Origin of the sequence: Propionibacterium acidifaciens (assembly GCF_003798325.1) — a bacterium.
Classification (GTDB): domain Bacteria; phylum Actinomycetota; class Actinomycetes; order Propionibacteriales; family Propionibacteriaceae; genus Propionibacterium; species Propionibacterium acidifaciens.
The window spans coordinates 2,737,342-2,757,224 of the sequence record NZ_CP033719.1; the positions used below are offsets into that span (position 1 = coordinate 2,737,342).

Consider the following 19,883-nt stretch of genomic DNA (forward strand, 5'->3'; position numbering starts at 1 on the left):
AGGGTCCTTCCTCGTCCGTCCGGTCCGTGTCGGCCGCTCATGAGATCTCCTCGAGGGAGCGTCCCCCGGTGCGCCGGCCCGCCGCGGCGACGAGGGCCGCCGCGGGGAGCAGGCCGACGGCGATGGCGGTGAAGACGCCGGTGAAGCCGGCCGAGGCGAACAGGCCGGGCACGAGGGGCTGGGTCGCGGCGACCATGGAGCGTCCGACCGCGTTGTGCGCGCCGTCGGCGCTGTTGCGCAGCCGGGTCGGGTAGTTCTCGGTGGCGTAGGTGCAGCTGATGAGGCCGACCGCCATGCCGCTCGCGGTGAGCAGGAAGCCGACGACGATGAGGGCCCAGTGCCCGCGGACGTGCCCGAAGGACACCGCGAGGGCGGACTCGGCCAGCAGCAGCGCCACGATGGGCCACTTGCGCCCGCCCAGGTCGGAGACGCGCGAGGAGACCCAGCAGCCGAAGGGCACGCCGATCTGCATGCAGAAGGTGGCGACGAGGGCCAGGCGCATGCTCATGCCCTGGGCGTCGAGGAGGGTGGTGATCCAGGTGCGGACGATGAAGCTCGCCGGCGTCTCGAGGGCGAAGAGCACGAGCAGGACGGCGGTGGGTCGCGCGTTGGCCCGCGAGAAGATCGTCCGCAGGCTGGTCAGCGGGCCGGGAGGGCGCCCGGTGCGGGCGGCCGCCTGCGAGAGGTCCACGTCGTGGCCGGTCAGCGCGCGGACCGTCGCCTCGGCCTCGGCGACGCGCCCCCGGGAGACGAGCCAGCGCGGCGACTCCGGCAGGGAGCGCCAGGCCAGGGCCAGCGGGATGATGCCGAGCCCGCCGAGGATGAACAGCGCCCGCCAGGCCTGCGCCCCGAGGGGGATGATGAGGTTCGCGGCGATGCCGATGACCGGCACGGCGCAGTAGCCGACCGCGGCCACCCGGCCCTGCCAGCGCCCGCGGGACTCCCCCGGGGAGATCTCGGCCAGATAGGTGTGGGAGCAGACCATCATGGCGAACAGGCCGACGCCCGTCAGCGCGCGGGCGGCGACGAACAGCCCGAAGCCGCCGGCCAGGCCGTTGACGACCGAGGCCGTGCTGAACAGCGCCATGCCGTGCAGGAAGACCCTGCGGCGCCCGAAGCGGTCCGAGCAGAAGCCGCCGAGCAGGCCCCCCACGGTCATGCCGACGAAGTAGGCGCTGTTGATCGTCGCGATCCGTTCCAGGCCCAGTCCCCAGGAGCTGCGCAGGGCCGGTGCGATGTACCCGAAGTTCCAGTTGTCGAGCTGGTCGAAGAAGTAGGCGATCATCACGAGGACGAAGACGCGCCGGTGGGCGGCCCGTACGGGCAGCCCGTCGAAGTAGTGGGTGGCCCGTCGGGGGCCGGTCGGCCCCGGTCTGGCCGGGGCCGCGGCTCGGCGGTCCGAGGTGAGGAGTGTCATGTCTGTCCAGAGATGCGTGCGGCCGCTGCGCGCCGGCCGGACGGAGCGGCGCGGTGCTGCCGGGGAGCGGAGTGCGGGTGCGACGGCCCGCCGGTGAGAGGGGACGGGGCGTGAGGGCGCAGGGGCAGCCCTCAGGCGTCCGTGGTGATGCGTGCGGGGGAGAGGAGGGCCGGGATCAACAGGCCGCGGCGACGACGAGCATGAGGTCGATGTGCTGGCGGCAGGAGAGCAGGGCGCCGAGGGCGGTGCTGCCGTCGACTGCGCTCATGGATCGGCTCCTCGTACTGGGACACTCCTGCTGGGATAAGGCCCGTGACAGGGCATGTCGATCGTATACGGAGAGGTCGGGGCGGATCAAACCGCGTCGCGTCGGCGGAGGCCGTACCGGCATGCCCGCCGGTCGCGCCCGCCGATCCGGCGTTTGACCCCGCAATGCGGCACCGGGTAATCTGTCCCCTCGGTGCTCTGGCTCCGCCTTCGTCGAGCCGAGCAGGAATGACCGTCCCGGTGGGCGGTCGTGCACTGAACCGAGGGCCACCGGATCCGATGGCCGAAGAGCGAGAGCCGCCCGCGGGTGGCGCGACACAGGAAGTGGGTCAGGCGTGTACGCGATCGTGCGCAGTGGCGGCCGTCAGCACAAGGTGGCGGTGGGCGATGTCGTCGAGATCGACAGGGTCGCCGAGGAGGTGGGCGCGAGCGTCGAGCTCCAGCCCCTGCTCGTCGTGGACGGCGGCGCCGTCACCTCCGACGCGAAGTCCCTCGGCAGGGTGAGCGTCACCGCCGAAGTGCTCGGCGAGACCAAGGGCCCCAAGCTCCACATCCTCCACTACAAGAACAAGACCGGTTACAAGCGCCACCAGGGCCACCGTCAGCACTACACCCGGGTCAGGGTCACCGGGATCAACGCCTGAGGAGGCAGACATGGCACACAAGAAGGCTGGTTCCAGCTCTCGCAACGGCCGCGACTCCAACGCCCAGCGCCTCGGCGTGAAGCGCTTCGGCGGCCAGCTCGTCAACGCCGGCGAGATCATCGTGCGGCAGCGCGGCACCCACTTCCACCCCGGCGAGGGCGTCGGCCGCGGCGGCGACGACACGCTCTTCGCACTGGTGCCGGGCACCGTCCAGTTCGGCACCCGTCGCGGACGCCGTGTCGTCACCATTGAGCCGGTCGAGGCCGCCGTCTGAGCGGGCGGCACGCAGACCTCTCGCAGGGGCCGGTCCTTCGGGGCCGGCCCCTGCGCCGTGCCCCGTCCGCGCGGCGGGTCCGTCCGCGGGGCGTCGGATCGTAGACTGGCCCGGCCAGCCACCACAGGAGTTCCGTCATGGCCATCCCCTCATTCGTCGACCGCGTCCGGCTGACCGTGCGCGCCGGTGACGGCGGCAACGGCTGCGCCTCGGTGCACCGCGAGAAGTTCAAGCCGCTCGGCGGTCCGGACGGCGGCAACGGCGGGCGCGGCGGCTCGGTCGTCATCCGCGTCGACCCGCAGGTCGACTCCCTGGTCGGGTACCACCGCCAGTCCAGGCGCTGCGCCGGCAACGGCCAGCCGGGCATGGGGGAGCACCGCAACGGGGCCAACGGCGCCGACGTCGTCCTGCCGGTGCCCGAGGGCACCGTCGTGTCCGACGCCGACACCGGCGAGGTCCTGGCCGACCTGACCGGCGGGCTGACCGAGTGCGTCGTGGCCGAGGGCGGGCGCGGCGGCCTGGGCAACGAGGCGCTGGCCTCCCGCGCGCGCAAGGCCCCCGGCTTCGCCCTGCTGGGCACCGAGGGCGAGGAACGCACCATCGACCTCGAGCTCAAGGTCGTCGCCGACGTCGGCCTGGTGGGCTTCCCGTCGGCGGGCAAGTCCAGCATCATCGGCGCGATCAGCTCCGCGAAGCCGCGCATCGCCGACTACCCGTTCACGACGCTCGTGCCGAACCTCGGCGTCGTGCGGGCCGGCGACCACACCATCACGGTGGCCGACGTGCCCGGCCTCATCCCCGGGGCCAGCCTGGGCAAGGGTCTGGGCCACGACTTCCTGCGCCACATCGAGCGCTGCCAGGCGATCGTCCACGTCATCGACGCGGCCACCTACGAGCCCGGCCGCGACCCACTGAGCGACCTGGACGCCATCGAGACCGAGCTCGCGGCCCACGGCGGTCTGGAGGACCGCCCGCGCATCGTCGTCGTCAACAAGGTCGACGTGCCCGACGGCAGGCTCATCGCCGATCTGGTCGTCCCCGAGCTCGAGGCGCGCGGGCTGCGCGTCATCGAGGCCTCGGCGGCCACCGGCGAGGGCCTCCAGGAGCTCGTCTTCGCGATGGGCGAGCTCGTGCGCGCCCGCCGGGCCGAGCGCGCCGCGGCCCCCGCCCGGCGCGTCGTCGTCCGCCCGAGGCCCGTCGACGAGGGCGAGGAGTTCACCATAAGGCGCCAGGGCGACGGCGAGGGCGGCCTCGTCTGGCGGGTGCGCGGCGCCAAGCCGGAGCGCTGGGTGCGCCAGACCGACTTCGGCAACGACGAGGCCGTCGGCTATCTGGCCGACCGCCTCAACCGGCTCGGCGTCGAGGACGGGCTCCTGGCCGCCGGCGCGCAGCCCCACGACGCCGTCGCGATCGGCGCCGGCGAGCACCCCGTCATCTTCGACTTCGTGCCGCAGGTCGAGGCGGGCGCGGAGATCCTCTCGCGGCGCGGCGAGGACCAGCGCCTCGCCGACGCCCGGGGCGCCGTCCGGCGCCGCCGCGAGCGCGACGCCGCCTACCGCGCCGAGCGCGAGGCCCTCATGGGGTCCGCCCGCGGCGCCGACTGGCGCCGGGTGCGCGGCGCACGGCTCGACGAGATCCGCGCCGAGGCCGCCGACGGCGGCGACGTCGAGGTCGAGGTCGAGTGGGCCGAGGGCGACCCCTCCCGCGACGTGCGGTCCTGGACGGGGCCGGACGATGACTGAGCCGGGCGCGTCCGTCTCCCGGGGCGAGGACGAGGCGGAGCTGCGCACCGCCATTGCCGACGCCCGCCGCGTCGTCGTCAAGGTCGGCTCCTCGTCGATCTCCAGCGCCGAGAACGGGGTGGACACGATGCGGCTCGCCGGGCTCGTGAGGGCCCTGGCCGACGCCCACGACGCCGGCCGCGACATCGTCCTCGTGAGTTCCGGCGCCATCGCCGCCGGCATGAGCCCGCTCGGTCTGGCCCGGCGACCCCGCGACCTCGCCCACCAGCAGGCGGCCGCGGCCGTCGGCCAGGGCCTGCTCATGGAGCGCTACGCCGAGCTCTTCGCGGCGCGCGGGCTGCTCGCCGGCCAGCTCCTGCTCACCGTCGAGGACATCACCCGTCAGGCCAGCTACCGCAACGCCTCCCGCACGCTGGGCACGCTGCTGCGCATGGGTGCGGTCCCGATCGTCAACGAGAACGACACCGTCGCCACCGGCGAGATCCGCTTCGGCGACAACGACCGGCTCGCCGCGCTCGTCGCCCAGGTGGTGCGCGCCGACGCGCTCGTCATGCTCTCCGACGTCGACGCCCTCTACACGGGCCACCCCGACGAGCCCGACTCCGAACGCGTCGGCTACGTCGCCGACGTCGACGCCCTCACGGTCGACACCCACCGCTCCGGCGCCGCCGGCGTCGGCACCGGCGGCATGGCGACGAAGGTGCAGGCCGCCCAGATCGCCACGAGCTCGGGCATCCCGGTGCTCCTCACCGACGCGGCCAGCGCCGGGAGGGCGCTGGTCGGCAGCACCGGCACCGTCTTCGCGCCGGTCGACCACCGGCGCCCGCGCCGCCTCATGTGGCTGGCCTACGCCTCGCAGAGCCGCGGCCGCCTCGCCCTCGACGCCGGGGCCGTCCGCGCGCTCACGGCGGGCAAGGCGTCCCTGCTCGCCGCCGGCGTCACGGGCGTCAGCGGTGATTTCCTGGTCGGCGACCCGGTCGAGCTCGTCGGGCCGGACGGCGAGGTCGTCGCCCGCGGCCTGGTCAACTTCTCCAGCGAGGAGCTGCCCGGGATGCTCGGGCGCAGCTCGGGCGAGCTGGCCGCCGAGCTGGGCGCGCAGTACGAGCGCGAGGTCGTGCACCGCGACATGCTCGTCCTCATGCACCACGACCATGCGGACTGACGGCGTGCGGACTGACGGCGCGGAGCCCCGGGCCGCGCCGCGGCGCGCGGACTGACGGCGGGTGGGCGCCGCGCCGTCCGGCGCGGCCCGGTGTTGTGGTGCCGTCCGGCGCGGCCCGTTACTGTGGTGTGGTGCAGATCAGCGAACAGGCCGAGCGCGCGAAGGCCGCCTCCCGCGTGCTCGCCACGGCGAACCGGCAGCGCAAGGACGCGGCGCTGGCGGCCATGGCGGCGGCCCTCGAAGCGGCGACCGACGAGATCCTCGAGGCCAACGCCGGCGACGTCGGGGCGGCCCGCGCCGGGGGCACCGGCGAGTCGCTCGTCGACCGCCTCGCCCTCACGCCCGCGCGCCTGGCCGACATGGCCCGGGGCCTGCGCGAGCTGGCGGCGCTGCCCGACCCGGTCGGCGAGACGGTCCGCGGCTGGCGGCTCCCCAACGGGGTGCGCGTCGAGCAGGTGCGCGTGCCCTTCGGGGTCATCGGCATGATCTACGAGGCCCGCCCCAACGTCACCGCCGACGCCGCCGGCATCTGCCTCAAGTCCGGCAATGCGAGCCTGCTGCGCGGCTCGGCCGGCTGCCTGCGCACGAACCGGGTCGTCGTGGCGGCCCTGCGCGCCGGCCTCGAGGCCGCCGGGCTGCCCGCCGACTGCGTCAACCTCGTCGAGGGCGGACACGAGGTCACCGGCGAGCTGATGCGCGCCCGCGGGCTCGTCGACCTGCTCGTCCCGCGCGGGGGCGCGGGCCTGATCCGCGCCGTCGTCGAGGGCGCCACCGTGCCTGTCATCGAGACGGGCACCGGCAACTGCCATCTGTTCGTCGACGCCTCGGCCGACCAGGACATGGCCCTCGCGATCATCCTCAACGCCAAGACCCAGCGTCCCAGCGTCTGCAACGCGCTCGAGACGCTGCTCGTGCACCGCGCGATCGCCGACGACTTCCTGCCGAAGGCCCTCGACGCCCTCACCGGGGCGGGCGTCACCGTCCACGGCGACGGGCCGAGCCGCGCCGCCGACGCCCGGATCGTGCCGGCGGGCGAGCACGAGTACGAGGCCGAGTACCTCGGCCTCGACCTGGCCTGCGCCGTCGTCGACGACCTCGACGCGGCGGTGGCCCACATCCGCCGTTACAGCACCGGCCATTCCGAGACGATCGTCACCGCCGACGCCGCCGCCCAGCGGCGCTTCACCGACGAGGTCGACGCGGCGGTCGTGCTGGTCAACGCCTCGAGCCGGTTCACCGACGGCGGCCAGTTCGGCTTCGGGGCCGAGATCGGCATCTCCACCCAGAAGCTGCACGCCCGCGGCCCGATGGGGCTGACCGAGATGACGACCACGAAGTACCTCCTGCTCGGCGAGGGGCAGACGCGTGCCTGAGGGCCCGACGAGCGCGGACGCCTGCGAGCCGGGCCCGGCCACCGTGGCAGGGGAGCGTCCGGGGCCGGCGGCCGCCGATCCGGCGTCCCCCGGCGACGAGCAGGGGAGCAGTCTGGGGCTGCCGCGGGCGAGCATGGCCCGCCGCTACCGGCTCGGCATCATGGGCGGCACCTTCGACCCCATCCACCACGGCCACCTCGTGGCGGCAAGCGAGGTCGCGGCCCGCTTCGGGCTCGACGAGGTCGTCTTCGTGCCCACCGGGGTGCCGTGGCAGAAGGCGGGCCGGCGCGTCTCCAAGAGCGAGGACCGCTACCTCATGACGGTGGTGGCCACCGCCTCGAACCCGCAGTTCACCGTCAGCCGCGTCGACATCGACCGGCCGGGCAACACGTACACGATCGACACGATCAAGGACATCCGCGCCGAACGCGGCGGCAACCTGGAGCTCTTCTTCATCACCGGCGCCGACGCCCTGCGCTCGATCCTCACCTGGCGGGGCGGCGACGAGCTCTTCGGCCAGGCCCACTTCGTCGGCGTGACCCGCCCCGGCGTCGAGATGGCGCGGCGAGACATCAGCCATCTGCCGTCCGACAAGGTCACGCTCCTCGAGGTGCCGGCGCTGGCCATCTCGTCCACCGAGTGCCGCGAGCGCGTCGCCTCCGGCCTGCCCCTGTGGTACCTCGTGCCCGACGGCGTCGTCCAGTACGTCGCCAAGCGCGGCCTGTACACCGGGGCCAACGAGTCCGAGATCCTCGTCGCCGACCCGGTGCCCGACGAGCCCGCGGAGGCCGTCCGACCGACGGGGGAGGGGTCCCGATGAGCGCCACGGAGCGGGCCCTGGAGATCACCCGGGCCGCGGCCCTGGCCGCAGCCGACAAGCTCGCCACCGATCCCGTGGCCTTCGACGTGAGCGAGCAGCTGGCGATCGCCGATGTCTTCCTCATCGTCTCGGGGCGCACCGAGCGCCAGGTCGGCGCCATCGTCGACGCCGTGGAGGACCGGCTCGTCGAGCTGCGCGAGCGGCCCCTGCGCCGCGAGGGCCACGGGACGAACCGCTGGGTGCTGCTCGACTACGGCGATCTCGTCGTGCACGTCATGCACGCCGACGACCGCGCCGCGTACGGCCTGGAGCGGCTGTGGCGCGACTGCCCGACCATCGACCTCGCGCTCGGGAACGCCGGCGTCACTCGTGCCGCCGGGGACGGGCGGGACGCCCGGGCCCCCGGCTCCGCGGCGGTGGGCGACGGGTGAGCGGGCCGGGCACCAGGCTGGTCCTGTGGCGCCACGGGCGGACCGGCTTCAATGCGCAGCACCGCTTCCAGGGCCGGCGTGACGTGCCGCTCGACGAGATCGGCCTCGCGCAGGCCCGCGCGGCCGCCCCGCACCTGGCGGCGCTGGGCCCCGCGGCGATCATCAGCTCGCCGCTGAGCCGCGCACTCGGCACGGCGGAGGCGTTGGCCGGGCTTACCGGGCTGCCGGTGGAGCGGGACGGCCGGCTCGTCGAGGTCGACGTGGGCGACTGGGCGGGGCTCACCCCGGCCGAGGCGGGCGTCGCCCGGGCCGACGGCCGGGCGCCGTGGGGCGAGGACGACGACTTCCGCTTCTCGCCGAGCGGCGAGACGAACGCCGAGGTGAGTGAGCGCGTCGGCCGGGCCCTGCGCGAGATCGCGGAGCGCCACCGGGGCCGTACCGCCGTCGTTGTGACCCACTGGGTCGCCATCCGGGCCGGAGTGCAGGCGCTGTGCGGGCCCGGTTTCCGCGCCGACGAGCACTCGGCGCCGGGCAACTGCTCGTGGACGGTGCTGGTGTCGGCCGACGGCGGCTGGCGAGTGGACCTGTGGGGCGCGAGCGCGGGCTGAGCGGTTCGACGGGCACGCGCCACCGAGCGGGGTTGTGGGGGTCGGACGATTCACCGGGATCGGCAGGCCAGGGGGCTTGGAGGTCACGCCGATCGTGCACGATGGGCGGAATCTCGCGGCACGACGCCGATCGACGAGCCGGGGAACTTGAAGGTCACGCCGGCAGGCCATGATCGGCGGGTTGCTCGGATGTCCGACGGTTGGGCGGTCCGGTTCGTCCGCCGGCGCATGGATCGGAAGAGACAAGGAGACTTATTCAAAATCCTTGTCGAACCCACGCCTGACTTAGGGTCTTTCCTTGACAACGATGGCTGACATGAAACGAAACCGTATTTTTCGTGGATTTCCTGTGCTGTTTCGGATATGATTGGAGCATGCAGGTCGGGGTCGCCCCGGAGGAAACAGCCGCCCTGATCAGGTGGAAGAAGCGTTCCGACAATCATGTGCTGGTGCGGATGAAAGCAGAAGCGATCCTGTACGCCTCTGAATGAGTCGGAATCGGCATCATCGCGAAGATGGTCGAACGGGCCGAGAGGACGGTGCAGGAATGGCTGGCCGACTGGCAGGCCACCAGGATGTGCTCGGTCCTGACCGGGCATGCCGGGAACCAGAACGCGGCGAAACTCACCCGCGACCAGAAACAAGAACTCAAGAAAATCCTCGCCCAGCCGCCCTCCCAGACGGGCGTCCACGCCGAGTTCTGGGACGTCCCGGCGATGCGTGACGTCGTGAAGACCCTGTCCGACGCCGAACACCAGACGGACTCCTCGTACCAGCTGCTCCTGCGCTTCTGCGGGCTGAGCCTCGAACTGCCCGACCCGTTCGACGAGCACCGCAACGAGAAAGCCATCACCCGGCGCATGGCCGAGGTGAAGGCCCAAGTCAAGAGCTTGCTGGATCAGGGCTGGGAGGCCCACACCGCAAGGCGAGATCCGCTTGGAGCACGAGGCCGAGACCCGCCGCATGCAGCCCCCGAAAGGACAACGCACCAAACTGTCCGTGAACCGGCAGAGGACGTCCCAGTCCTTCTTCGGCGCCCTCTCGCTGACCAGCAAAAAAGTCACGCCGTACCCGATCGAGGGGAACCGGAACACCTGGCAGACGATCCTCGCGCTGGAACGACTCCAACGCGAAACCGAGGCCGGCAAGATCGCGGTCGTCCTGGACGACGCCCGATCCCACCATGCGAAAGCGTTGACCGGCCTCCACGAGCCGGGCCGGCTGCTGGAGCGCATCACGCCGATCCATCCGCCGCCGTACGCGCCCGACCACAACCCGGCCGGGCACGTCTGGAACGCGGCCAAGAACAACATCGCGACCATTCAGCACGAGACCCCCGAAGAAACCCTCGGCGCGTTCGCCTCATACATCGCCGGCCGAACATTCGACTACGACTTCGAGCACCTCCCACCCCGCGAAACCAGAAACGATTTTGTTTCATGACGGCCATACTTCACTCCACTCATACACTGCTATTCGGACAGTCTCGAGCATCGATGCTGATGCCCTGGTGTCTCGAGACGAGCGTTGGCTGCTTTTCAATATCAGGGTGAATTTGGGAGGCCGCTCAGAAATGGAACTGCTGTTTTCAAGACAAGGGGTAGCCACGGGGTGAATGGTCCGATGGCTCGCTCGTCAAGGGTCCACCAGAATACCTCCTCTACTTCGCGCGGGTTGGGTTTCAATGAGTTGTGATCCTGACATACTCCGATGAGGACGTGATCGTACTCCCATTCCACGGCCCCACTCTCCGGATCTTGTGCCCAATACACGAAGCGACCAACCTCATGTAGTGCTGGTGAATGTAGACCGAGCTCTTCTTCTAGGCGCGTGGCGGCGTCGGTGAGAAGTAGTTCCTGGGAGCGTGGATGTCCACAACAAGTATTCGCCAAATACCCTGGCCAATGCTCTTTTGATGATGCTCGCCGTTGCAGGCAAACTCGACCGCTACAATCGGTCAGCATGATACTGAAAGCTCGATGCAAAGCACCCGGTCTCGTGTGCGCCTTTGCTGCGCTGATGTGCCCGAGGCTAATTCCGTCCTGAGTTACGAGCTCGACATCCCCGTCAAGGCCGTGGGCGCGCCGTAGGGGTATAATTTCATTATTCTGGCGCATGGGTCATCGCTTACGTGTATTCATTGTTTGTTGCTCAAGATCAGTGCCAACTCGAAGATGAATTGGCTTGTGTAGGCCATAAGCATTCCAGGGCCCCAGTAACGTTGTTTTCTGTGAAGTAAAGTCATCGTGCCTGTGAGACTCATCACAAGACTCAAAGTCATCCACCCAAAGACCGACACGCTGGCGCGTACCAGGATGAGATAAGTGTAACCAAGACTGGTCGCTACTAGTTGGCCGAAACACGAGACCTTCACAGCTAAGTTCCGTCCCCAGTGGATGGGGAGAGTCACCAGTCCTGACTTCTGATCTCCTGGGATGTCGCTGAGGTCCTTGAGTATGATTCCCGACCCGAAGAACAACCCGATCGACACAGCGCACAGAATCAGCCGGGATGTCACCAACCCATGGCCAAGTCCACCGACGAGAACCAGCAACATGGGACCTACAGTGAGAAGGAGTTGACGGCCGAAACCGGCCATCCCCAGGTTAGGATGTAAGCAGTACACCAGATGCATTACCTCAATCAGACACAGGATTCCCACTACGAGGAGGCCTCGAGCGGGAGCGAGGGTGATCAAGAGAAGAAGCAGGGAGATGACGACGGGAGCGATCACCAAACCCATCACATAGTGTCTGAGGCTGAGGTCACCTCTTGTCAGAGGCCTGTTCGGATGGTTGACCTTGTCCCGTTCCAGATCGAAGACATCGTTGAGGGCTGATACCCCTCCCATGTAGAAGAACCCCACACACGCTGCGACGAGCCAGTCCATCGGAGCTGGTCGTGACTGTCCCGCGGTCGTGGCGCCGACCAGTACGGGCAACACGATCGCTGGTTGAACGTGCGGTTTCCAAGCGCGGAGCACGCCAAGGGTGAGGGGTGGGGTAGACGCGACGTGTTGACCCGACATGCTCACTCCTTGAGCTGTGTCCTCGCCACCCAAGGTCCGGTCATCATACTCGTGTCCGTGGGTCGTTGAAGGCGAAACGCGATGTTGGTCCCGCGACCCGGGTGCTAATTACGTGACTAGTATACCTTTTTGTCTAGCTGGAAAGCTCGAGGATGGCACCAATGTCCAGAGATGTCTGTACCTTGGTGCAACTTCCGGATGTCTGAATGAGTCAAAGGTTTAGCCTTGCTGGTATCGAATGAGGTTGTGCTGTCCTGTACAAGTGTTCGAGTGAGGAAGGCTGAGGGGGGAATCCGTGACTCGACCGGTTAGGTTTATCTTATCCTTTGTCTTGACTTTCATTCTGTTCTTCTTGGTTCTTCCGAGTTTAGTTGTTCTGGCCTACATGGGGTGCGATCTCTTTATCGACCTTCGCATCATCCCGACTCCTTGGAGCTACTTGACTGCAGCTGCGGCCTTTATCTTCGGATGGTGGTGGATGATTTGGTCAAATCTTCATATATTTGGACGTGGACAGGGCACCTCGTTGGAAGTTGCTGGGCGGGTCAATAATCCGACGCGTCACTTGGTTCTAACTGGTCCGCATGTTTATTCTCGTAACCCAATGGCTTTTGGCTTCGTTGTAGCTTATGTTCTGGGCTTGGGGTTACTTCTGCACACTGTGTGGTGCTTGGTTTTGACGCCATTGTCGTTCCTCTTCTTGCGCCTCTATTTGGCGTATTGGGAAGAGAAGGGTTTGGTGCGACGTTTCGGTGAAGAGTACTTGGACTACCGTAGCTCGGTCCCGGCGTTTGTTCCTCGCCCTTGGCGGCGTTTGGCTGCTGAAGAGTCTGTGACAAGCCGTTTGGGGGGCGGAGGTGCCCGCCAATGATGAGACAGGTGCGCGCTCTTGTGGCGTTCGTCGTCATCACCTACCTGTTCTTCATGGTGATACCGATGGTGGTTCTTGCGCTGGTCGATAACCTCCGACGAGTCGTTGGTGGTCCGGTATGGCCAGGATGTCCTTTCAATTACCTCGGAGCCATAGCGGCCTTGGTGTTCGGTGGGTACTGGGTTGTGGAATCGAATCTTCTCCTGCTGAAGGTTGGCCGAGGAACCTCCCTCGAGGTTGCGGGTAGGGCCTTGGCTCCGACGACGACGTTAGTCAGCTCGGGCGTCTACTCCCGCGTGAGGAATCCGATGGTGTTCGGATACTTCACTGCTTTCGGCCTGGGCATCCCGCTGTTGCAGCAGACGCTCATTGGCTTGGTGGTGTATCCGATCTTCTTGGTCTTGTACGGGTTGTATCTGAAAATCTGGGAAGAAAAGAATCTGGTCCTGCGTTTCGGTGATGATTACGAGGCGTATTGCCGAGAAGTACCCATGCTCATCCCTGCTCTTCGTTCACGAAGCTCGTCGAAGGAGGTCCGTTCATGAACCGTGGCTTGTGGGGGCTGCTGTTGTTTATCTCGTGGTTGGGGTCCATCCTGTTGACCGTCGCCTGTTGGCCGGTCATAGCACATTTGGATGTAGTCATATTTGATGCATGGGTGTGGTTTGTCATGCTGTTTTGCCTCAATTGGCTGGCGATCAATGTCATCTTGACGTTCTTCTTCGTGCGAGGTGTTCCTACGTTCGTTCTCGCTGACCCTAGCTCAACGGTGAATGATGTCTAATATGGCCGCAATTACAGGAGTCGGGGCTGTGGGGCCTGGATTTGCTGATGTACTAGGTCGGACGCGCCCGTATTATCAACTTGAGCGCTTGAGCAATCTCGATCAATTGCCCCAGGAAGGTTTTCTCGTCGTCGCCGTACCTGTCTTAGTGGGCGAGGCGACTGCTGCTTGGTCTCGTGTCTTCGCCTTAGTTCCTCGTTCCATTCCCCAGCATTGAGGAGGTCTCATGTCAGTCCACTTACAGCGTTCGATCGACATACAAGCTCCCCTCGGTTTTGTTTTCGAGCAATCCAATCAATTGGACCAATGGCCGCAGATGATTCCCGAGTACCTCTCGGTCGAGGTTATACGCTGTGAAGGTCACAAGGTTTGGTTTCGGTTGACCAATGCGAATGAGGACTCGTGGGTGTCATGGAGGATGTTCGCGCCGCCGGTGTTGGCGTATGCGGAGCGCCTCGATCCGATGGGCCCGTTCGAATTCAACCAGATCACGTGGACATATGCTCCGACGCCGGGGGGAATGACGATCATGACTTGGGATATGTTCTTCAGTTTGAAGGAAGAGATACGTGTGCAGGAACAGATATGGGCTGAACGCATGGCTGAACATGTCGAGGCAAACCAAGCGCATATGAAGCTGTGGCTGGAGGCTCGGGCACCAGTTTCTTGGTCGCCGGAACTTTTGATAAGAGCTGAGGACCATGTCTGATAGTCAACCCAGTGCCTTGATAACCGGGGCAGGTTCAGGAATCGGCAGGGCAGCAGCGGATCTGTTCGCGGAGCGCGGGTACGCTGTGGCGCTGTTGGATCGGGACCCCGTTGGTCTACAGGAAACCGCAGGTCGTATCAACGCTCTCGGGGGTCGCGTTCTGTCTCTGGAGACTGACGTTGCCTCGTGGTCAGGGGTGGGGGAGGCGGTTTCAGCGACAGTGAATGCACTTGGGGGGATCGACTGTGCCTTCAACAATGCTGGCGTGGCGGGGCAGGGCGAGTGCGATCTTCACGATGTCACCGAGCAGGACTTTGACGAGGTCATGGACATCAACCTCAAAGGTACGTGGATATGCATGAAGCAAGAGCTCGCGGTCATGGTGCGACAGGGGTATGGGAGCATAGTCAACGGTGCCTCAGTTGCTTCATTCGTCGGGTTCGACAAGCTAAGTGCCTACACAGCGAGTAAACACGGAATCATTGGGCTCACGAAGAGTGCAGCTCTGGAATACGCCTCAACTGGAATCAGAATCAACGCCGTGTGTCCTGGCGTCGTGGACACGCCGTTCACGACTCACTTCACGGGTGGAGACGCCACCGCCGAGCAACGCTTCAGAGATGTCGAGCCGATGAATCGCTTTGCCCAGCCATCGGAGGTGGCGCACGCTGTGATCTGGCTCTGTTCGCGAGAGGCGTCCTTCGTCACCGGAACATCCCTGATGGTGGACGGGGGATTGACATCACGATGACAACTATCGGTTCCATCGCTGCGGTCACGCATCCCTCTCAACGTAGGGACATCTTAGCTCGCGTCGAGCGAGTCATCTCCGTAAGGCTTTGCGAACAGTCAGAAGTTTGGGGCGATCTTGATTCGGAGGCGAGCTTACCCATTGAACTGGTTTCACGCCTCTTCAAAGCCGGCGGAAAGCGTATTCGACCAACTCTGGCCATATCGACCTACCTGAGCCTAGGCGGTGATCCGGACCGGCATGAACTGGTGGAGTTGGCTGCAGCTTTAGAATTGCTTCATTGTTTCGCGCTTCTCCAAGACGATGTGATGGATGAGTGTGATGTGCGCAGGGGATACCCCACCGGTCACCGGGTAGCCACGGAGCATCATCTCGACGCGAAATGGTGTGGCGAGTCTGAGCGTTTCGGTGAGAGTGTTGTCATCCTCGCTGGTGATCTGGCGATGGTATATGCGGATTCCTTCATGGTGCACCAACCGATGATGGTCCGGAAGCACTGGGGAGAGATGCGGACAGCCATGATCATTGGTCAGCATCTTGATCTTGTTCTAGCTGCGCGGCCTACTTCGTCTCCCGAGTCCATTCGGACTATCGCTCGCCTGAAGTCTGGGCAGTATTCAGTGGAATACCCGATGATGCTCGGTGCGGCCTTGGCAACCGGAAAGCAGATCCCAAATTTCCTTTCTCAGTATTCTCGTTTATTGGGCGAGGCTTTTCAACTCCGCGACGACCTCATCGGGGCCTTCGGGGACACTCAACGCACTGGCAAGCCATCCGGCTTGGACCAAGAGCAGGGGAAACTCAACCTGTTGGCAACATTGGGGGGATCCAGATCGTCGGTGTGCGATGGTTGTATGAGCCTGTCCGATGAAGTTCGCATGTTGGGTGAGATGCGCATTGCCGACCTCGTCGTTGCTGCCGTGGGAACATTGGGGCGTGGCGAACTGGTCGTTCAATGGCAGGAGGAGTTTGCGCGTTTGGCTCGCGACATTGCCGTGCGTGATCATTGAACACCTGATGAGTAGAGGAGCAAGATGAAATCACTAACGCTCGAGGAGCTGAGGATCCTCATGGCTGGCGTCTTGGATGACCCTGTAGACCTGCCGTCGGGGTTTGATTCCATACCATTTACGGACTTGGGGTATGACTCATTGGCAATGATGGCGATGAGTGCCATGCTCATGGAACGTTATGGCATCGATGTTCCCAGAAATGTCTTGCGTGCATTGCGCACCCCCGCGGACCTGTTGGAATGCATCAATGATGGTTTCTGTTCAAGTGGGCGGGTGGTGTGATGGCTGCGGCAGCGGAGGTCATTGAACTCTCCAAGAAGTTCCGGGGCACCACGGTGGTTGACCAAGTGTCCTTCACCGTGGAGACTGGATCAGTTCTTGCCCTGCTCGGTCCTAACGGAGCGGGCAAGTCGACTACTGTGTCAATGGTGTGCGGGCTTCTGCGGTCCGATGGCGGCCATGCTCGTGTTCTCGGTGACGATGTGGCATCGGACCCCAAGAAAATCCACTCACACGTTGGCGTGATGTTTCAAGACACAATCGTGTACGAAGATCTCACCGCCGATGAGAATCTTCGCCTGTTCGGTGGACTGCATGGCCTCCGTGGGAAGCGGCTACGGGACCGTATCTCTTCGGTACTGGAGCTGGTGCAACTCACAGATCACAGGAAAAGGCGTGTGTCCACCTATTCGGGTGGGATGAAGCGGCGTCTCGCGATGGCCGTCGTCTTACTTCATGAGCCTCCGATGCTCGTACTCGATGAACCGACATTGGGGATCGATGTGCAGGCTCGCAATGCGATCTGGGAACGGATACTGACTTTGCGAGAGGATGGCCATGCCATCTTGTTGTGCACTAACTACATGGAAGAGGTGGATCGTCTTGCGGACCATGTTGTGATCCTCGATCATGGTCGTGTCGTGGTGAACGAGCCGATGGAGAAGGTGAGGGCACGTGCTGGAGGTGTTGCGGTTCGCCTCAGCATGGGGCAAGTCCCCCCGTCAAATCTGCTGGAGGGACTCCAGGACATGCGATGGGAGACCTCTGACCAACACGTGGTGTTGTCTTTCCGGCTACCACAAGGAGCCGCAGACCTGCCTCGGTTGCTGTCCACGATCGAGGGTCACACTTCAATCCTCGGTATTGAGATGCATGAGCCCACGATGAGCGACGTGTTCCTCGCGATCACGGGCCGGGAACTGCGTGATTAGGAGACTGACGATGGTATTTATTCTAAGGAAAGACCTGCTGGCCTGGTTCCGGTCGTTGCGCAGCGTTCTAGTGTCGGTGTTGGTCCCGGCTGCGCTCCTGCTCTTCGCGGCATTGGCTGGTACGGTTGGTCAGCAGTTCACTGTGGCTGTCGTGGATGAGCAACCACAGGAGGTGCAGGACGTCGCTTTTGACTCCCCATTCCTGAACGGTCTGGCCTTGAAGCGAGCGGAGGCGGAGCGGAAAGTGGATGAGGGCTCGCTGGCTGGGCTTGTTGACAGCAGCGGAAACATGGCAATCCTGCGCGTCACAGCGCGCGGAGATGAAGATCTACGTCGCAATCTTATCATGCGTCAGGAGGGACTCGTTTTCGACCTCAACAGCCATCATCTTGCCGAGAGTGGAGAATCTCGTCTGGATCTCGAAACAACCGGGGTTACTCGAAAATCAATCAGTGACATGACCTATCTTGCCACAGGAATCATCGTCTTCACAGCCCTCTTTGGTGGAATGGCGAACACCTCGTATGTGTCTGCTCGCGAGTGGGAAGAATCGACTATCAAGTCACTGTTGGTCACTCCGCAGCCGCTGCTGGGGGTGGTCTTCGCCAAGCTCGTCACCGGTGCAGTCCAGACGATCGTTTCGGTCGCTGTGATCACCCTACTGAGTGTCCTGTTCCTGGATGTGTCGCCGGAGGGTAATCTTCTCACCATTGCTGCGGTCCTCCTGCTGACGGTGGTTGCATCATGCGGCCTCGGGCTCCTTCTGGGGGTCGTGATGCGTCGATCAGTACCGGCGATGATGGGCAGCATTCTCGTAGCGATTTCTCTGTGGTTCGTCGGTGGAGGATTCGGGCCAGTGTCGTTCTACAGGGAAGATTTACAGGCCATTGCGTGGAAGTTGCCTTCAACATATGCAATTGCTGCAGTCGAACGATTGGTGAACATGCCCGGCCCAAGTACGGTGTTCGATCATGATCTCGAGGTGGTGTGGTTGGCTGCTTCCGTATCCTTCCTTGTGTTCATGATCCTGACTATTGCGGTGGTCAGGCGCAGTCCTGTGGGAGGGGGCGTGTCATGAGAGCTGCGATGGCGGTGCTTGAGGCGGAGTTGAGAGTGGCTGCGCGTCGGCCGTTCGAGATGGTGCTAGCGTTGGCCGCTCCGGTCATCATTCTGGTGCTAGCGTCTTTTCTATTCAGTCCGGGCGGGCGTGACATTCCGATCGCGGTCGTTCCTCAGGGCACTTCTGGTATCGAGACGCAGCGTATCCAGCGTGCTCTCGAATCCCGTGAGGGTGTGCCGATGTATCTTCATGTCGTTACAAATGATGAAGCAGAAGCTAGGAATCTTTTGTCCGCTGGACGGGTGTTCGGCGTGATCGAACTTCCATCTAGTTTTGAGGAACAGGTTGCTCAAGGGGAATCTGTGGAAGTGCGCTTGACAACATACAATGCAATGGCGGATGTTGACAAAAACGTTCGACTGAGCGTGATGCGCGCCCTCAACGCGTATTCCCGAGACACCTATCATGCTCCGTTCACTGTGAGGGTTGTTTCGAAGGATGGCTCGGTCGTGTCACGTACTGGATTCTTGGCGTCCGGATCAATCATCTACGGTATTGTTTTTGCTGGCGTTCTGTTCGGTGGTGTGGCAACTGCGCGTCAGTGGGAGATGAGGACGATCAAAGGTCTCAGGGTGGCCCCGGTGTCCGGTATTCTGATCGGTACTGGATTTCTTCTGGCCAATGCTATTCGGTCGATCGTGATCGGCATGATCATGGTTGTCGTGGCTGTGACATGCACCGATTTCTCGCTCCCGGAAGAGAAGTGGATGATGGCGGCTGTTCTGATGCTTACGTCATTCTTTGCAACGGCGATCGGGATGCTGGTGGGAACATTGACACGACGCTTCTATGCCACTTTACCCGTGGCCGGAATCACAGCCATCCTGCTGTGGTTCCTTAGTGGTGGTTTCCAAGACTTGGTGGCAGTGCGGGGTACATTCCTCTTTGCACTGTCAAGGGTGTTGCCGACGTCATACGCGTTCGATGTCTTGCGGGGCTCCAATCTGGAGGAATCAGTGCTCCTAGCCTGCGTCGGTGTTCTCGCCGTGATGACGGTGGGTGTTGTAGCGATGAGCCTTGCTGTCTTGCATAGATCACTCTCCCGAATGGGCAGGAGGGGCGTTGAGTCTTGATGATGTGGACCGGGCCATCGTCTCGGCTACTGAATGGGTGCTCGCTCATCAAGCAGACGATGGGCACTGGGATGGAAATCTGAGCTCGGACACGACGGTGACTGCTTGGCTTGCCTATGGGCTTCATTTGTGGGGTGATGAGACCGCGCAGGATGCTCTGGACTGGCTGTGCCGGACTCGGAATCCTGATGGAGGCTGGGGAGGAGCGGCGGGGGAGCCCTCACACCGGGATGTCACTCAACTCGTCCATTCGGTTCTTGGGGCGTGTGGCAGGGAAGTCCAGAGCGCCCCGGCACAGGTCGACGATGGCGAGGTCCTCGGAATGGCGCGCGTGATGCGTGCCTTCGTCCGCGATGATTCTGCACTTCTGTCTGACCGCTCGCCTGCCATGATGAGGAGGCTGGGGTACATCGGTGTTCTTGCACCGCCACTTCTGGCACGCATACCTATCGTGCCCGACATTTACACGAGTTCATCGTGGTTTCAACCATGGCTTTCGCAGGGATGACCTCTGATGTCGGGGGGAGGTTCATCATGCGGAAGGCCAGTCGTCTGCTCAGTTCGATGTGGGATCGTCAAGGCAGA

The 19,883-nt window shown here is 64.4% G+C and carries 22 protein-coding genes; 19 read left to right on the forward strand and 3 right to left on the reverse strand.

The window, feature by feature from the left end:
• Positions 1-37 precede the first annotated feature (37 nt).
• Positions 38-1,417, reverse strand: coding sequence for an MFS transporter (locus EGX94_RS11685; protein WP_021796519.1), 1,380 nt, complete (start codon positions 1,415-1,417; stop codon positions 38-40).
• Positions 1,418-2,019: 602 nt separating this feature from the next.
• Here EGX94_RS11685 and rplU point away from each other — a divergent pair.
• The 9 genes from rplU to EGX94_RS11735 all read left to right on the forward strand — a co-directional run bounded on the left by rplU (position 2,020) and on the right by EGX94_RS11735 (position 10,181).
• Complete coding sequence (gene rplU, locus EGX94_RS11690) at positions 2,020-2,328, forward strand: 50S ribosomal protein L21 (RefSeq protein WP_021796514.1); 309 nt, start codon at positions 2,020-2,022, stop codon at positions 2,326-2,328.
• Positions 2,329-2,338: 10 nt separating this feature from the next.
• Positions 2,339-2,602 (forward strand): 50S ribosomal protein L27, encoded by a 264-nt coding sequence (gene rpmA / locus EGX94_RS11695; RefSeq protein WP_021796518.1) that lies wholly within the window; start codon positions 2,339-2,341, stop codon positions 2,600-2,602.
• Between the two features lie 137 nt (positions 2,603-2,739).
• Entirely contained in the window at positions 2,740-4,344 is a 1,605-nt protein-coding gene (gene obgE / locus EGX94_RS11700; RefSeq protein WP_123826357.1) for a GTPase ObgE, read from the forward strand.
• A complete protein-coding gene (gene proB, locus EGX94_RS11705; protein ID WP_021797625.1) occupies positions 4,337-5,506 on the forward strand; it encodes a glutamate 5-kinase in 1,170 nt (389 codons plus the stop codon). The genes obgE and proB overlap by 8 nt, the downstream gene beginning before the upstream one ends.
• 128 nt (positions 5,507-5,634) lie before the next feature.
• Positions 5,635-6,879 carry a glutamate-5-semialdehyde dehydrogenase gene (locus EGX94_RS11710; RefSeq protein ID WP_390898088.1) on the forward strand — a complete coding sequence of 415 codons (1,245 nt, stop codon included), beginning with the start codon at positions 5,635-5,637 and terminating at the stop codon, positions 6,877-6,879.
• 133 nt (positions 6,880-7,012) lie between these two features.
• Positions 7,013-7,699: a nicotinate-nucleotide adenylyltransferase gene (gene nadD / locus EGX94_RS11715; protein WP_051245468.1), complete on the forward strand. Its 687-nt coding sequence runs from the start codon at positions 7,013-7,015 to the stop codon at positions 7,697-7,699.
• Positions 7,696-8,130 carry a ribosome silencing factor gene (rsfS, locus tag EGX94_RS11720; protein ID WP_021797343.1) on the forward strand — a complete coding sequence of 145 codons (435 nt, stop codon included), beginning with the start codon at positions 7,696-7,698 and terminating at the stop codon, positions 8,128-8,130. The genes nadD and rsfS overlap by 4 nt, the downstream gene beginning before the upstream one ends.
• A complete protein-coding gene (locus EGX94_RS11725) occupies positions 8,127-8,738 on the forward strand; it encodes a histidine phosphatase family protein (protein WP_021797350.1) in 612 nt (203 codons plus the stop codon). Before rsfS ends, EGX94_RS11725 begins: the two co-directional genes overlap by 4 nt.
• A 936-nt stretch (positions 8,739-9,674) precedes the next feature.
• Positions 9,675-10,181, forward strand: a complete 507-nt coding sequence (locus EGX94_RS11735) for a transposase (RefSeq protein WP_021797353.1) — start codon at positions 9,675-9,677, stop codon at positions 10,179-10,181.
• 101 nt (positions 10,182-10,282) lie between these two features.
• On the opposite strand, the gene idi is transcribed toward EGX94_RS11735, so the two are convergent.
• The gene (gene idi, locus EGX94_RS14445) at positions 10,283-10,855 is read right to left on the reverse strand and encodes an isopentenyl-diphosphate Delta-isomerase (protein WP_081707372.1); all 573 of its coding nucleotides are present in this window, start codon (positions 10,853-10,855) and stop codon (positions 10,283-10,285) included.
• Between the two features lie 20 nt (positions 10,856-10,875).
• Entirely contained in the window at positions 10,876-11,628 is a 753-nt protein-coding gene (locus EGX94_RS11745) for a UbiA family prenyltransferase (protein WP_028707144.1), read from the reverse strand.
• A gap of 469 nt (positions 11,629-12,097) precedes the next feature.
• On the opposite strand from EGX94_RS11745, the gene EGX94_RS11750 reads away from it, so the two are divergent.
• From EGX94_RS11750 to EGX94_RS14450, 10 genes are all read left to right on the forward strand, one after another.
• On the forward strand, positions 12,098-12,637 hold the full coding sequence (locus EGX94_RS11750) for a methyltransferase family protein (protein WP_123826363.1): 540 nt from the start codon (positions 12,098-12,100) through the stop codon (positions 12,635-12,637).
• Positions 12,634-13,182 (forward strand): methyltransferase family protein, encoded by a 549-nt coding sequence (locus tag EGX94_RS11755; protein WP_021797345.1) that lies wholly within the window; start codon positions 12,634-12,636, stop codon positions 13,180-13,182. The genes EGX94_RS11750 and EGX94_RS11755 overlap by 4 nt, the downstream gene beginning before the upstream one ends.
• Positions 13,183-13,647: 465 nt before the next feature.
• Positions 13,648-14,130 carry an SRPBCC family protein gene (locus tag EGX94_RS11760; protein ID WP_021797331.1) on the forward strand — a complete coding sequence of 161 codons (483 nt, stop codon included), beginning with the start codon at positions 13,648-13,650 and terminating at the stop codon, positions 14,128-14,130.
• Between the two features lie 16 nt (positions 14,131-14,146).
• A complete protein-coding gene (locus EGX94_RS11765) occupies positions 14,147-14,881 on the forward strand; it encodes an SDR family NAD(P)-dependent oxidoreductase (protein ID WP_196807749.1) in 735 nt (244 codons plus the stop codon).
• A complete protein-coding gene (locus EGX94_RS11770) occupies positions 14,878-15,891 on the forward strand; it encodes a polyprenyl synthetase family protein (protein ID WP_081707374.1) in 1,014 nt (337 codons plus the stop codon). Before EGX94_RS11765 ends, EGX94_RS11770 begins: the two co-directional genes overlap by 4 nt.
• Positions 15,892-15,915: 24 nt before the next feature.
• Entirely contained in the window at positions 15,916-16,176 is a 261-nt protein-coding gene (locus EGX94_RS11775) for a phosphopantetheine-binding protein (protein ID WP_028707141.1), read from the forward strand.
• Positions 16,176-17,105 carry an ABC transporter ATP-binding protein gene (locus tag EGX94_RS11780; protein ID WP_043121268.1) on the forward strand — a complete coding sequence of 310 codons (930 nt, stop codon included), beginning with the start codon at positions 16,176-16,178 and terminating at the stop codon, positions 17,103-17,105. The genes EGX94_RS11775 and EGX94_RS11780 overlap by 1 nt, the downstream gene beginning before the upstream one ends.
• Positions 17,106-17,115: 10 nt before the next feature.
• The gene (locus EGX94_RS11785; RefSeq protein ID WP_021797340.1) at positions 17,116-18,183 is read left to right on the forward strand and encodes an ABC transporter permease; all 1,068 of its coding nucleotides are present in this window, start codon (positions 17,116-17,118) and stop codon (positions 18,181-18,183) included.
• 8 nt (positions 18,184-18,191) lie between these two features.
• Positions 18,192-19,298, forward strand: a complete 1,107-nt coding sequence (locus EGX94_RS11790; RefSeq protein ID WP_162142616.1) for an ABC transporter permease — start codon at positions 18,192-18,194, stop codon at positions 19,296-19,298.
• A gap of 4 nt (positions 19,299-19,302) precedes the next feature.
• Positions 19,303-19,806 carry a prenyltransferase/squalene oxidase repeat-containing protein gene (locus tag EGX94_RS14450; protein WP_226906103.1) on the forward strand — a complete coding sequence of 168 codons (504 nt, stop codon included), beginning with the start codon at positions 19,303-19,305 and terminating at the stop codon, positions 19,804-19,806.
• Positions 19,807-19,883: the final 77 nt, after the last annotated feature.

Excerpts from the sequence above, each read along its gene's own strand:
- EGX94_RS11780 (WP_043121268.1), top strand. The coding sequence starts at position 16,176 with ATGGCTGCGGCAGCGGAGGTCATTGAACTCTCCAAGAAGTTCCGGGGC.
- obgE (WP_123826357.1), top strand. The coding sequence starts at position 2,740 with ATGGCCATCCCCTCATTCGTCGACCGCGTCCGGCTGACCGTGCGCGCC.
- EGX94_RS11685 (WP_021796519.1), bottom strand. The coding sequence starts at position 1,417 with ATGACACTCCTCACCTCGGACCGCCGAGCCGCGGCCCCGGCCAGACCG.
- proB (WP_021797625.1), top strand. The coding sequence starts at position 4,337 with ATGACTGAGCCGGGCGCGTCCGTCTCCCGGGGCGAGGACGAGGCGGAG.
- EGX94_RS11785 (WP_021797340.1), top strand. The coding sequence starts at position 17,116 with ATGGTATTTATTCTAAGGAAAGACCTGCTGGCCTGGTTCCGGTCGTTG.
- EGX94_RS11770 (WP_081707374.1), top strand. The coding sequence starts at position 14,878 with ATGACAACTATCGGTTCCATCGCTGCGGTCACGCATCCCTCTCAACGT.
- EGX94_RS11745 (WP_028707144.1), bottom strand. The coding sequence starts at position 11,628 with ATGGACTGGCTCGTCGCAGCGTGTGTGGGGTTCTTCTACATGGGAGGG.
- idi (WP_081707372.1), bottom strand. The coding sequence starts at position 10,855 with ATGCGCCAGAATAATGAAATTATACCCCTACGGCGCGCCCACGGCCTT.
- EGX94_RS11775 (WP_028707141.1), top strand. The coding sequence starts at position 15,916 with ATGAAATCACTAACGCTCGAGGAGCTGAGGATCCTCATGGCTGGCGTC.
- rsfS (WP_021797343.1), top strand. The coding sequence starts at position 7,696 with ATGAGCGCCACGGAGCGGGCCCTGGAGATCACCCGGGCCGCGGCCCTG.
- EGX94_RS11755 (WP_021797345.1), top strand. The coding sequence starts at position 12,634 with ATGATGAGACAGGTGCGCGCTCTTGTGGCGTTCGTCGTCATCACCTAC.
- nadD (WP_051245468.1), top strand. The coding sequence starts at position 7,013 with ATGGCCCGCCGCTACCGGCTCGGCATCATGGGCGGCACCTTCGACCCC.
- EGX94_RS11790 (WP_162142616.1), top strand. The coding sequence starts at position 18,192 with ATGGCGGTGCTTGAGGCGGAGTTGAGAGTGGCTGCGCGTCGGCCGTTC.
- EGX94_RS11760 (WP_021797331.1), top strand. The coding sequence starts at position 13,648 with ATGTCAGTCCACTTACAGCGTTCGATCGACATACAAGCTCCCCTCGGT.
- rpmA (WP_021796518.1), top strand. The coding sequence starts at position 2,339 with ATGGCACACAAGAAGGCTGGTTCCAGCTCTCGCAACGGCCGCGACTCC.